Source organism: Mesorhizobium sp. M0037, assembly GCF_040323635.1.
In the GTDB taxonomy this organism is placed as follows: domain Bacteria; phylum Pseudomonadota; class Alphaproteobacteria; order Rhizobiales; family Rhizobiaceae; genus Mesorhizobium.
Window position 1 is genome coordinate 205340 of the sequence record NZ_JAMYVB010000008.1, and the last position, 12883, is coordinate 218222.

The window sequence follows — 12883 nt, forward strand, 5'->3', positions numbered from 1 at the left end:
CTTGTGGAGCACTTCATGCTGGGACGCCTGAACCATGTAGCACTTGCCGTACCGGACCTGGCCGCGGCGATTGCGGCCTATCGCGATACACTTGGCGCGCGGGTGACTGCGCCGCAGGCTTTGCCCGAGCATGGCGTGACGGTGGTGTTCGTCGATGTCGGCAACACCAAGATCGAACTCCTGGAGCCGCTGGGCGAGGGGTCGCCGATCGCGGCCTTTCTGGACAAGAACCCCTCGGGTGGCATGCATCATGTCTGCTACGAGGTCGACGACATCCTTGTCGCGCGCGATCACCTCAAAGCGAGCGGCGCCCGCGTGCTGGGCGACGGCAATCCCAAAACCGGCGCCCACGGCAAGCCGGTGCTGTTCCTGCATCCCAAGGATTTCTTCGGCACGCTGGTCGAACTGGAGCAGGCATGAGCTGGATTTCGTTTGCCGCGCTGTTCTTCATCACCTGGTGGCTGATGCTGTTCATCGTGCTGCCGTTCAGCGTCAAGACGCAGGATGACGACCAGGACGTGACGCTGGGCACGGTTGCGAGTGCGCCGCGCGGGCCGCATATGCTGCGCGCCGTGATCCGCACCACCATCGTCACGGCTGTCGTCATGGGGGTTTTCTATAGCCTGACGCACGGGCTGGGCTACAGCCTCGACGAAGTCCCGCACATCATCCCCGAAGCCAGCCAGGCACCGGCTAACTAACCACTTTCCCGCCGGCAGATCGGCTGGCATGTTTGTGTCTGTTTCGGAGCGCCAAACTCAGATTTTGTCTCGCCAGCCTGCGATGCGCAATAGGCGGCCAGGCATGGCCCACCCGCATTAGAATCACGCCTTGGTGTCAGGCTGACGCAAGCTCACGTGATTTGGGAACAGGTTGATCTAACCAGATGATCGGGCAAAAAAAATGCAAGGCACAAGGCCTTGCAATTTAAACGCGTTCCGATCTGTTTTCCGGTTTCCGGCGGCAGCGGGTAACCGCGCCTAGATCGCATCCTCCCAAGACTTTGACCGCGTAGGAGAGCAGATTTTTCTCCACCCTCTCGGTTATCGGGGCACACTAGCCTAACCCTGATGAAATTGTCACGCAGAATTTTGCCCGCAATCGGGCAATCTGTGCTGCAGTGCACAATAGTGCGGCAGGCTTTGCTTGCGAAACGAACAACACCCGGGCTGCCGCCTTAATCTGGTCAGGTGTGCCGCGTCGCCCGGACGCGCAAAGCGTGTGTGAGCACTTCGGAGTCAGGGTCATCATTTTGCATCAAAAGCATTATCGTTTTCGGTGCGAAGGTCTTTGGAAGAAGAATCGATTTTTGCGATTTCGGACCGATGCGGCCGGTCGGGTTTCCATTCCGTCACGAAATAGCTATGAAGCCGGGGCAAGCAAGCCAGCCGCGCCGATTCCGGCGCAGCCTCCTCTCTCACGGACCTGTCCATGCGTTTGTCGCAGTTTTTCCTGCCCATCCTGAAAGAAAATCCGCGCGAGGCCGAGATCGTCTCGCACCGGCTGATGCTGCGTGCCGGCATGATCCGCCAGCAGGGGCAGGGCAGCTTTTCCTGGCTGCCGCTAGGCAAGCTGGTGCTCGACAAGGTCTGCCGCATCATCCGCGAGGAGCAGAACCGCGCCGGCGCTCTGGAAATCCTGATGCCGACCATCCAGTCGGCCGATCTGTGGCGCGAAAGCGGCCGCTATGACGACTATGGCAAGGAGATGCTGCGCATCAAGGACCGGCAGGACCGCGACATGCTCTACGGTCCGACCAATGAGGAAGTGGTCACCGAGATCGTGCGCGCCTACGTCAAGTCGTACAAGGATTTGCCGCTCAACCTCTACCACATCCAGTGGAAGTTCCGCGACGAGGTGCGGCCGCGCTTCGGCGTCATGCGCTCGCGCGAGTTCCTGATGAAGGATGCCTATTCCTTCGACCTCGATTTCGAGGGCGCGAAGGCCGCCTATAACCGCATGTTCGTATCCTATCTCCGAACGTTCACGCGCATGGGGCTGCAGGCCATTCCGATGCGGGCCGACACCGGGCCGATCGGCGGCGATCTCAGCCATGAATTCATCATCCTGGCCGACACCGGCGAGAGCCAGGTCTATTGCGACCGCGAATATCTGTCGCTCCAGGTGCCCGGCGAGAAAACCGACTTCGGCAATGACGGCGAGATCGCCGACATCGTCAAAACGTGGACGACGCCTTACGCCGCCACCGACGAGATGCATGACGAGGCGGCCTGGGACAAGCTTAGCGAGGCCGACCGGGTCTCGGCACGCGGCATCGAGGTCGGCCACATCTTCCATTTCGGCGACAAATATTCCAAGCCCATGGGCGCCAAGGTGACCGGGCCCGACGGCAAGGATCATTTCGTTTCCGGCGGCTCCTACGGTATCGGTCCGTCGCGGCTGGTGGCGGCGATCATCGAGGCCAGCCATGACGGCAACGGCATCATCTGGCCGGAAGCGGTGACGCCGTTCGACATCGGCCTGATCAACATGAAGGCCGGCGACGCCGAGTGCGACCGCGTTTGCGGCGAGCTCTACGCCGCCTTCACCGGCGCCGGCAAGGATGTGCTTTACGACGACACCGACCAGCGGCCGGGCGGCAAGTTCGCCACCGCCGACCTGATCGGCCTGCCCTGGCAGGTGATCGTCGGGCCGCGCGGCGTGGCCGCCGGCGAGATCGAGATCAAGAACCGTCGGACCGGCGAGCGCGAGACGCTGCCGGTCGCGGAGGCCAGGAAACGCTTCGGTGCAACCGCATGAGCGAAGCCGCGGCAGCGAAGTCTTCGGTAGCCCAGTCTCCGGTTGGCAAGTCTCCGGTCGCCAAGTCTCCGGTCACCAAGTCTCCGGTCGCCGGCCCGTTCTCCATGTTCGAACGCATGGTCGCCTGGCGTTATTTGCGGTCGCGCCGCAAGGAGACGGTGATCTCGGTCATCGCCTCGATCTCCTTCCTCGGCATCATGCTAGGCGTCGCCACGCTGATCGTCGTCATGGCTGTCATGAACGGGTTTCGAGCCGAACTTCTGACCCGCATCCTCGGCGTCAACGGCCATTTGATCGTGCAGCCGCTGGATTCGCCGCTTGAGGACTATGCGAAGGTCGCAGCCCGCATCAACGGCGTGGCCGGCGTCAAATACGCGATACCGCTGATCGACGGCCAGGTCCTGGCGCAAGGCAATGTCGGCGGCGGCATGGGCGCGCTGGTGCGCGGTATCAGGGCCGAAGACCTCGGCAAGATCGCCATCGTCGCCCAAAACGTCAAGCAAGGCACGCTTGACGGCTTCGACTCCGGCGATGGCGTCGCCATCGGCAAGCGCATGGCCGAGAATCTCGGCCTTGTGCTCGGCGACACCATCACGCTGATCTCGCCGGACGGCGATGTGACGCCGATGGGCACGACGCCGCGGCTGAAGGGCTACAAGGTGGCGGCGATCTTCGAGGTCGGCATGTCGGAATATGACAGCTCCATCGTCTACATGCCGTTTTCCGAAGCGCAGCTCTATTTCAACATGGACGGCAGGGCGCAGACGATCGAGATCTATGTCGACAACCCCGATAATGTCGACGCGCTGAAACCGCTGGTGGATGCGGCGGCGCAACGGCCGATCGACATGGTCGACTGGCGCCAGCGCAACGAGACGTTCTTTTCAGCACTGCAGGTCGAGCGCAACGTCATGTTCATGATCCTGACGCTGATCGTGCTGGTGGCGGCGCTCAACATCATCTCCGGCCTGATCATGCTGGTGAAGGACAAGGGCCACGATATCGCCATCCTGCGCACAATGGGCGCCTCGCGCGGCGCCATCCTGCGCATCTTCCTGATGACGGGTGCTGCGATCGGCGTCACCGGCACGCTGGCCGGCGTGCTGCTCGGGGTGCTCATCTGCACCAACATCGAATCCATCCGCCAGTTCTTCTCCTGGATGACCGGCAAGGTGCTGTTCAACCCGGAGCTCTATTTCCTCAGCCAGCTGCCGGCAAAGATGGACCCGCGCGAGACCACCTATGTCATCCTGATGGCGCTCGGCCTGTCCTTCCTAGCAACGGTGTTTCCGGCATGGCGCGCCGCACGGCTCGATCCGGTCGAGGCCTTGAGATACGAATGAAGTCCGAGATCATTATCGAGCTGAAGAGCGTCGAGCGGCACTATGTCCAGGGGCCGCGCAAGCTCACCATTTTGAACGGCGCCGACTTTTCGCTGAAGCGCGGCGAGATGGTGGCGCTGGTGGCGCCGTCGGGCACCGGCAAGTCGACGCTGCTGCACACGGCGGGCCTGCTCGAGCGCCCCGATGCCGGTGACGTCATTCTGGCCGGCCGCGCCTGCGGACGGCTCTCCGACGACGAACGCACGGCAATCCGCCGCAACGATGTCGGCTTCGTCTATCAGTTCCATCATCTGCTGCCGGAGTTTTCGGCACTGGAAAACATCATGATGCCGCAGCTGATCAAGGGGCTTTCGCGCAAGGAGGCGTCGGAGCGCGCAGCACAGCTGCTCGACTATATGCAGATTGGCAAGCGCGCGTCGCACCGTCCGTCGGAGCTGTCCGGCGGCGAACAGCAGCGCGTCGCCATTGCTCGCGCGGTCGCCAACGCGCCATTGCTGCTGCTCGCCGACGAGCCGACCGGCAATCTCGACCCGGTCACCGCGTCCTATGTGTTCGAGGCGCTTGGCGCGCTGGTCAAGCAGTCCGGCCTTGCCGCGCTGATCGCGACCCACAATCACGAACTCGCCTCGCGCATGGACCGCCGGGTGACGTTGGCGGATGGCAAGGTCGTTCCGTTGTAGGCCCCAACTTCCTCATCCTAGGGTCTGCGCCGCGTCGCTGCGCTCCTTGCTCCGCCCTAGGATCACGAAGTGATTGGTGCGTGTCCCGATCGCAAAGGCATGCGATGCGCCCTGCGTCAGCACTGCCGTCACCCCGTCAACCTTTCCTTAACCCTGCCCAAACCGGCTGTCAGGATTCGTCGGCATGCCGCTTTCCGCTCATTGACTTTCGAACAAAGTTAGAACAAAATACGAACATATCAACAACAGGAGAGAGTTATGAGCGATCTTGTTCAGGACGTCGTTTCGTTGGTGTGCATGAGTGCGTTTCTGGTTTCCATGGCTGTCTGGATCGGCGCCATGTGATGCAACTGCGGTTCGCCGGACTGTTTTAGGCGGGCAGGAAGGCGCTGTGCCGTTAAGCCTTTCTTGCCGCCATGACGCTAGGCTGCCCCGCCAAGACAGGGAGCAAAAACCTCAGGTGTCGCCGATCGTGACGGCCCTTCTCGTGGCCGGTAATCTCGGACTGATTTTCCTTCTGATGACTGCGCCGCTCGGTTTGCGCACGGTGAGGCTCAGCCGCGTGGTCGCAATGGACCGGCAGCGCCTCTGGCAGGCGCTGTGGCCGCTCGGCAGCGATGCCGGCTGGTCCGGCGAGATACTCTCGGCCCAGCCGCTGGACGGGCAGGGCACGGCCCGCATCCTGCTGTCCTGGGAGGGCCGGGACGGCCAGCCGATCGAGCGAAGGTCGCGCTTCGAGGACGTCGTCGAAGGCAGTCGTTTTTCGATGCGGGTCATCGAGGATACCGCGCTCGACGCGTCGTTCTGGAAGGATTTTTATGAGACCACTGAACTCACCTCGGAAGGTGCCGGCACGCGGGTGACGCTCAGCCAGACCGATCGCTATCGCGGCGTCGCCTTCTTGGTGTTCCGCTACTTCGCCATGCGCCGCGAGCTCGGCAAGCTGGAGGTCTGGGCGAGGACCGGACAATATCGCAAGGGCGGTTGGTTCGAGCATCCGCTGAGCCAGGTCGGTTTCGCCGTTCTTTCGGCTTTCATCCTGTGGCCGTTCTTCGGGCTCAATCTCGGCGGCCTGGCGCTGGCCGCGATCCTGACCTCGGTGGTCGCCCTGCATGAGCTCGGCCACATGGCGGCCTTTCGGCTGACCGGTCATCGCAAGGCGCGGATGATCTTTATCCCGCTGCTCGGCGGCCTCGCCATTGGTGGCCGGCCTTATGACAGCCGCTTCGAGGTCGCCTTCGTGGCGCTGATGGGCGCCGGCTTTTCCGCGTTCCTGGTTCCGCTGCTGATCGTCGCCAGCGGGCTCGCATCCGGCGAGGGACATCGGCTTGCCGCGGCCCTTCTGGCGACGCTTGCCGGCTTTGCCGCATTGTTCAACATCGCCAATCTGGTGCCGGTTTGGAAATTCGACGGCGGCCAGGTACTGCGCCAGATCTGCCCGGGGCCGGTCGCCCTGGCGCTCGCCTCGTTTTCCCTGCTCTCGGCCTTGCTGTGGCTTGGCTGGCTGGCCGGCTTTTCCCAAACCTTTCTGCTGGTGGCGGGCGCCGTCTTTGCCATCCTCAGCCTGATGACAGTGGGTAGCGGGGTAAAACCGCGCCACGAATTGAAGCCGATCCGCATCTTCGACCGTTTCGCCATGGCCGGCGCGCTGCTGGCCGTCTTCGCCATTCACGGTTTCGGGCTGTTGTGGGCCTCGGCGCGGTTGCTTTGAGCGTTGGTCGAGGCGAGACTCAGCCGGCCTTGCGAGCCGGTTCTGCAGAAGTTGACTCCGCTGCCCCGAAAACATCCTCGAAGGCGGATTTCAGCGCCAGGTCGAAATCGGCCATGGTCACGGGCAGGCCGAGGTCGACGAGGCTGGTGACGCCGTGATCCGGCACGCCGCATGGCACGATGCCGCTGAAATGGCTGAGATCCGGCTCGACATTGACGGCAATGCCATGAAAGCTCACCCAGCGCCGCAGCCGGATGCCGATGGCCGCGATCTTGTCTTCAGCCGGCGAGCCGTCGGGCAGGGACGGGCGCTCGGGCCGCACCACCCAGACTCCGACGCGGTCCTCGCGGCGTTCGCCGCGTACATTGAAGGCGGCAAGCGTGCCGATGATCCACTGCTCGAGCGCGGCGACGAAGGCGCGCACATCCTCACGCCGGCGCTTCAGGTCAAGCATGACATAGGCAACCCGCTGCCCCGGCCCGTGATAGGTGTATTCGCCGCCGCGCCCCGCGGCAAAGACCGGGAAACGGTCGGGGTCGATCAGGTCCTCGATGCGGGCGCTGGTGCCGGCGGTGTAAAGCGGCGGATGCTCGACCAGCCAGACCATCTCGGCGGCCGCACCCGTGCGGATCGCCTCGGCGCGCGCTTCCATCAGGGCCAGCGCATCGGTGTAGCCGGTCAAGCCAGGCTCGATGCGCCATTCGACCGGCGCTGACCCGGGCAAGGGCAGGAACGACGTGGCGATCTGGCTGCGTTCGGTCATGGCTTTTTCGTTTTTCGCGTGATGCATGCCGGCTTCCGAATCGCCTTGCGCCTTGGGGCGGAATGCATTTGCCCTTCATATGGCGGTATCCGGCTGAAACGTCCAGTTCGCCACGCATTTCGGCCTTCGCGCACGACCCCGAAGATAGGAACGATCTTCGGAAAGGATCATGCGCCAAATCAAAGTGCTGCAGCGTCCTTTGCGCGTCGCACAGGACGCGAGGCGCTGTAGAGGCCGATATGCCAATTCGCGGCGATTATTGCGCGCCGCGCCCTTGTTTCGCCGGAAACGATTTGCTACACGCCGCGAGCCGGTTCGTTCCGGCTCCTACCACGGGCGGTCGTGGCGGAATTGGTAGACGCGCAGCGTTGAGGTCGCTGTGGGGCAACCCGTGGAAGTTCGAGTCTTCTCGACCGCACCATAATTTTTCGGCCATTGAAATCATTGCGACTTCTCAGGCCGTCGGCGCCAAATCATCGCCTTTGGCGCTTGAACCGGCCGCAACAGAGTTGCAACAAGAGGTCGCAGAGCCGCACGCGAACGCCGCTTGGCTCGCACCGGCCAGCCTCCTGCACCCGAGTCCCGGCTTTGGCGGTGGCGGGCAGGGGATGTGGGTGACCTAAGCGGCGCGTCGTTGCGTGAAATGGAGACCCGGACGGGCTCGACGAGGGTCAACGGCCGTCACGACGGTGTGGTGGTGATCGCAGTAGACGCGATCCGGCGACGTCGGCCCGGCACAAAAACGGTAGCCACCGGGTACCGAGCGGTCTTCGCTCACCGGGAAGCGGCACTGGTTGAGGCCTAGCTGAATGAGGGGGACGTCTCTAGACGCTGGTCTGATATTTTCACGCATGATGGTTTCAGTTTCCTGGTTCATAGCCATTGCCGGCTGACGGCCGCGGTGCGACCCGCCGGAGCGAGCTTCTCTCGTTTTGGAGGGCTGTGGACCACATATGGCGCTGATCGCACCGTCAAAGAAGCCCGGCGCCCCGCTTCTGCAGCCAAATCGTTTGCGACTTAAGGCCACACCCGCGAGCGCCCGAAGCACCTGTCCGGCCGGGATTTGCCGGCGCGCCGTCGCATAGCCTCAGTCCGTCGCCGCCGATCGCTTGAAGACGATGGTGACCCTGGTTCCCTCGCCGGCACTCGACTTGACGTCGAATTGCGCCTTGGCATTTTCGGTCAGCGACCGCGCGATCAGGGAGCCGAGCTTGCCTGGCCTGGGCCAGGTCTCACCCGTCGGCAGACCGATCCCATCATCGGCGACAGTCACCCGGCAACCATCGCCGCTGACGACGCTGTGCAGCGTGATCGTGCCGCCATCGCGCCCGACGAATGCATGTTTGAGAGCGTTGGTCAGCAACTCATTGACGACCAGGCCTGTCGGCATGGCAACGTTGATGGATACCGGATAGGTATCCACCTTAAGGTCGAGGCGGATACCTTCGACTGCGTGCGACGCCATGACGGCGGACGCGATCTGGCTAAGATACACGCCAAGATCCACCTCATCCTTCTGCTGGTCAGCCGACAATGTCTGGTAGAGGATTGCCAATGCGTCTACCCGGCCGGCAAGCCTTTCGAAACGCTTCTGGTCCGGTTCGGTGGCGTTGCGGGTTTCCATCCGGATCAAAGCGGTGATCATCTGCAGATTGTTTTTCACCCGGTGCTGCAGTTCGCGCAACAGGGTGTCCTTCTCCCGGATGAGCTCCTCCGCGGGTCGCGCGTCCTCGGTCTCACCGTGTGCCGTGACGTCGACAAGCGCCACCAGCCGGAAGCAGAGCTTGCCGTTGTCGTCCTCGATAACGTTGGAATAAACGTCGACGATTGCCGGCTTGTCCTCGCCGCGCTCGAGGCGAAATGTGCCGACGAAATCGGTGTCTTCAACGACAGCCTCGGCGAGCGACCTGTCCTTCTGCCGATGAAGCCCCCTGCCGGAAAGGGCCGCCCAGTTTTCCCGCGCAAGCTTCGGCGCCTTGAGGTCCGAGAGCTTCTCGAATTCGGGATTGGCGTAGACGACACGCTCCTTCGCGATCAATTCCGAGACGGCGATCGCGATCGGCATCTGGTCGAGAAATTTCTTGAACTGGTCGCTTTCCAGCGCGGTGGCGAGGTCAGGCGTATCGAGCAATTGCTCGACAGCGTCAGCCTTATCGGAGTCTGTCATCTCGGGGCCTGCGTGATGCGTGGAAGCCATCAATATCAGGCATGCAATTCACCCGCTATCTCCAATATCGAAGGGGATACGACAGCGTCACTACTGGTGCGGGCCGCGTCGCGCAGCGCTCCACCGCCTGCCGCTCACGAACGAATTGGGCAGAAGGCATTTTTCTCAGAGCCGCCGAACTTTGAAAAGAAATGTCTATGGAATTTGTAGAATTACGCTTTGAATGGGATCTCGGTACTGCTCGCAAGCCTTGGCGGCCTTCGCCTCCTGAGTTGAGATCAGTGCTCTCGTTGCCAAGCAAGTCGGCTCCCGATGAGGGAGTTGCTCCGCCGATCGCTATGCGGCCGGCAGACGGCGGAGCATTGCCAGCAGCCCCGCGGCTTTAGAGGAAGAGGTTCCCATGACCAGACTTACCCCCGTAGAGCAGATCATCCCGGATGCCGATATTGTCCCGCTTACCGGACGCGTCGGCGCAGAGATCAGGAACATTCGGCTCTCCGGCGACCTGCCGCAGCAGACGGTCGCGGCGATCAACCAGATCCTGTTGCGGCACAAGGTGGTGTTCTTCCGCGACCAGGCGCATCTCGACGATGCCGGGCAGGAGCGCTTTGCCCAGCGTCTCGGTGACCTCGTCCCGCATCCGACCCAAGGTCCCGTCAAGGGAACGGCGTCCATTCTCGAACTCGATTCCAGCCGTGGCGGCGGTCGCGCCGACCAATGGCATACCGATGTCACCTTCGTCGACGCCTATCCGAAATTCTCCGTTCTTCGCGGCGTCGTCATACCGCCGGCCGGCGGCGACACCATCTGGTCGAACACCGCGGCCGCCTACCAGGACCTACCCGAGCCGTTGAAGCTGCTGGCCGACAATCTCTGGGCGGTGCACAGCAACGCCTACGATTACGCCGCGGTGCGGCCGCGTGCGAGTGCTGCGGAAAAGAAGCACTTCGAGGAAATCTTCACCTCGACGATCTACGAGACCGAGCATCCCGTCGTCCGCGTCCATCCCGAAACAGGCGAGCGCACGCTGCTGCTCGGCAATTTCGTGCAACGGCTGATCGGCCTTTCCAAAAGCGATTCGGCGAAGCTTTACGAGGTTTTCCAGTCCTATGTCACCGCGCCGGAGAACACCGTGCGCTGGCGCTGGAAGGCCGGCGATGTGGCGATCTGGGACAACCGCGCGACGCAGCACTACGCCGTCAACGACTATGGCGACCAGCACCGGGTGGTGCGTCGCGCCACGGTCGACGGCGACGTTCCGGTCAGCGTCGACGGCCGCCGCAGCGCCACCCGCACCAAGGTCGCGAAGCCGGCAGCCGACAAGGCGGCATGAGGCGCGGTCGAACGCGAAGGCCGCTGTTCAGGCGGCCTTCTTCCTACGTGACAGCGTCTCTGCAACCACCTCACCAAACGACGATGGCGTCGGCACGATGATCACCCCGGCGTCCTTTAGAATCTCGACCTTTTCCTGCGCCGATTCGCCGAAGGCCGAGATGATGGCGCCGGCGTGGCCCATGCGGCGGCCTTTGGGGGCGGAAAGGCCGGCGATGTAGGCGATCAGCGGCTTCCTCATATTGTCGCGCGCCCAGATCGCCGCTTCGGCTTCCTGCGGTCCGCCGATCTCGCCGATCATCACCACGGCGTCGGTGTCGTCATCCTGTTCGAACAGTTTCAGCATGTCCTTGAAGGACGAGCCGTTGATCGGGTCGCCGCCGATGCCGACGCTGGTCGAGACACCGATGCCGAGCGACTTCATCTGCGACGCCGCCTCGTAGCCCAGGGTTCCCGAGCGGCCGACAATGCCGACGCGGCCGGGGAGGTAGATGCTGCCGGGCATGATGCCCATCAGCGCCTGTCCGGGCGTGATGACGCCGGCGCAGTTCGGGCCGATCAGCCGCATGCGGTCCTCGTAGCGGTAGCGCAGCATGTAGCGCTTGACCTGCATCATGTCCTGCGACGGGATGCCGTCGGTGATGCAGACGCAGAGTTTTATGCCGGCGTCGGCCGCTTCCATGATGGAATCGGCGGCAAAGGGCGGCGGCACGAAGACGATGCTGGCCTCGGCGCGGGTCTCGCGCACCGCGCCCTTGACCGTGTTGAAGACAGGCAGGCCGAGATGCTTCTGGCCGCCTTTGCCGGGGGTGACGCCGCCGACCAGCTTGGTGCCATAGCGTTTCATGTCGTCGGCATGGAAGCTGCCGATCTTGCCGGTGAACCCCTGGACGATGACGCGGGTGCTGCGGTTGAGCAGGATTGCCATTTTCTCGACCTCCCTCAGGCTGCTTTTTTCTTGGTGGCCGCGCGCCAGGCAGCGACGGCTTTTTCGGCGGCTTCGGCCAGCGTGTCGGCAACGATTACCGCCTCGCCGGAATCGGCCAGGATGCGGCGGCCTTCCTCGGCCTTGGTGCCGGAGAGACGGACCACCAGCGGCACGTTGACGCCGACCTCGCGTATCGCCTTGATGATGCCTTCGGCGACCCAGTCGCAGCGGTTGATGCCGGCGAAGATGTTGACCAGGATGGTCTCGACATTCTTGTCGCCGAGCACGGCGCGGAAGGATTTCGCCACCCGCTCCGGCGAGGCGCCGCCACCGATGTCGAGGAAGTTGGCCGGTTCGCCGCCGGCGATCTTGATCATGTCCATGGTCGCCATGGCGAGCCCTGCGCCATTGATGATGCAGCCGATGTTGCCGTCGAGGCCGACATAGGAGAGGCCACGGTCGCTGGCAAAAGTTTCGCGCGGATCTTCCTGGCTTTTGTCGCGCAGCTCGGAGATTTCCGGCCGGCGGAACAACGCGTTCTCGTCGAACGACATCTTGGCGTCGAGCGCGATCAGATTGCCGTCGCGGGTCACCACCAGCGGATTGATCTCCAGCATCGAGGCGTCGTAGTCGCGGAACACCTGATAGCAGGCGAAGATGGTTTCGGTCGCCTTGCCGATCAGATTGTGGTCGAGGCCGAGCCCGAAGGCGATCTCGCGCGCCTGGAAACGCTGCATGCCGACGCCGGGATCGACCGATGTGCGCAGGATGGAGTTCGGTGCCTTCTCGACGATGTCCTCGATCTCCATGCCGCCGGCAGCGGACGCCACGATCATGACGCGCTCTTCCTTGCGGTCGAGCACGAAGCCGACATAGAGCTCCTGCGCGATATCGACGGCTTCCTCGAGATACAGGCGCGAAATCAGCTTGCCGCGCGGGTCGGTCTGCTGTGTCACCAGCTTGCGGCCGAGCATGCCCTCGGCCGCGCTGGAAATCTCCTCGTCATTGGCGCACAGTTTGATGCCGCCGGCCTTGCCGCGGGCGCCGGAATGCACCTGCGCCTTCAGCACCCATTTGGCGCCGCCGATCTCGCGGGCCCTGTAGGTCGCCTGCTCGGGGCTGTAGGCCAGCCCGCCGCGCGGCACATGCACGCCGTGGCGTGCCAGCAGTTCCTTGGCCTGATATTCGTGGATGTCCAT

Annotated in this window: 12 protein-coding genes and 1 tRNA gene; 8 read left to right on the forward strand and 5 right to left on the reverse strand. The window is 63.2% G+C overall.

Features of this window, described 5'->3' with window-relative positions; translation table 11 throughout:
- The first annotated feature begins 15 nt into the window (after positions 1-15).
- From mce to NKJ78_RS15025, 6 genes are all read left to right on the forward strand, one after another.
- Complete coding sequence (mce, locus tag NKJ78_RS15000) at positions 16-420, forward strand: methylmalonyl-CoA epimerase (RefSeq protein ID WP_352460288.1); 405 nt, start codon at positions 16-18, stop codon at positions 418-420.
- On the forward strand, positions 417-701 hold the full coding sequence (locus NKJ78_RS15005) for a DUF1467 family protein (RefSeq protein ID WP_023670803.1): 285 nt from the start codon (positions 417-419) through the stop codon (positions 699-701). The genes mce and NKJ78_RS15005 overlap by 4 nt, the downstream gene beginning before the upstream one ends.
- A gap of 730 nt (positions 702-1431) precedes the next feature.
- Positions 1432-2760 carry a proline--tRNA ligase gene (proS, locus tag NKJ78_RS15010; protein ID WP_023751639.1) on the forward strand — a complete coding sequence of 443 codons (1329 nt, stop codon included), beginning with the start codon at positions 1432-1434 and terminating at the stop codon, positions 2758-2760.
- A gap of 104 nt (positions 2761-2864) precedes the next feature.
- Positions 2865-4103: a lipoprotein-releasing ABC transporter permease subunit gene (locus NKJ78_RS15015; protein WP_031244030.1), complete on the forward strand. Its 1239-nt coding sequence runs from the start codon at positions 2865-2867 to the stop codon at positions 4101-4103.
- The gene (locus NKJ78_RS15020) at positions 4100-4783 is read left to right on the forward strand and encodes an ABC transporter ATP-binding protein (RefSeq protein ID WP_023685211.1); all 684 of its coding nucleotides are present in this window, start codon (positions 4100-4102) and stop codon (positions 4781-4783) included. The genes NKJ78_RS15015 and NKJ78_RS15020 overlap by 4 nt, the downstream gene beginning before the upstream one ends.
- Before the next feature lie 460 nt (positions 4784-5243).
- On the forward strand, positions 5244-6494 hold the full coding sequence (locus tag NKJ78_RS15025) for a site-2 protease family protein (protein WP_352562496.1): 1251 nt from the start codon (positions 5244-5246) through the stop codon (positions 6492-6494).
- Between the two features lie 19 nt (positions 6495-6513).
- Here the strand turns inward: NKJ78_RS15025 and lipB are convergent, their stop codons facing one another.
- Complete coding sequence (lipB, locus tag NKJ78_RS15030) at positions 6514-7257, reverse strand: lipoyl(octanoyl) transferase LipB (protein ID WP_023751636.1); 744 nt, start codon at positions 7255-7257, stop codon at positions 6514-6516.
- Positions 7258-7593: 336 nt separating this feature from the next.
- Here lipB and NKJ78_RS15035 point away from each other — a divergent pair.
- Positions 7594-7678: transfer RNA gene (locus tag NKJ78_RS15035), tRNA-Leu, on the forward strand.
- Between the two features lie 198 nt (positions 7679-7876).
- Here the strand turns inward: NKJ78_RS15035 and NKJ78_RS15040 are convergent.
- Both NKJ78_RS15040 and NKJ78_RS15045 read right to left on the reverse strand, forming a co-directional pair.
- Positions 7877-8305, reverse strand: coding sequence for a GcrA family cell cycle regulator (locus tag NKJ78_RS15040; RefSeq protein WP_352460290.1), 429 nt, complete (start codon positions 8303-8305; stop codon positions 7877-7879).
- A 39-nt stretch (positions 8306-8344) separates the two neighbouring features.
- Complete coding sequence (locus NKJ78_RS15045; protein WP_352460291.1) at positions 8345-9424, reverse strand: sensor histidine kinase; 1080 nt, start codon at positions 9422-9424, stop codon at positions 8345-8347.
- 400 nt (positions 9425-9824) lie between these two features.
- Between NKJ78_RS15045 and NKJ78_RS15050 the strand changes: the two genes are divergently transcribed.
- Positions 9825-10757, forward strand: a complete 933-nt coding sequence (locus tag NKJ78_RS15050; RefSeq protein ID WP_352460292.1) for a TauD/TfdA dioxygenase family protein — start codon at positions 9825-9827, stop codon at positions 10755-10757.
- Positions 10758-10784: 27 nt separating this feature from the next.
- Here NKJ78_RS15050 and sucD read toward each other — a convergent pair whose 3' ends face one another.
- Positions 10785-11684 (reverse strand): succinate--CoA ligase subunit alpha, encoded by a 900-nt coding sequence (sucD, locus tag NKJ78_RS15055; RefSeq protein ID WP_352460293.1) that lies wholly within the window; start codon positions 11682-11684, stop codon positions 10785-10787.
- Positions 11685-11698: 14 nt separating this feature from the next.
- Entirely contained in the window at positions 11699-12883 is a 1185-nt protein-coding gene (locus NKJ78_RS15060; RefSeq protein ID WP_023712720.1) for a malate--CoA ligase subunit beta, read from the reverse strand.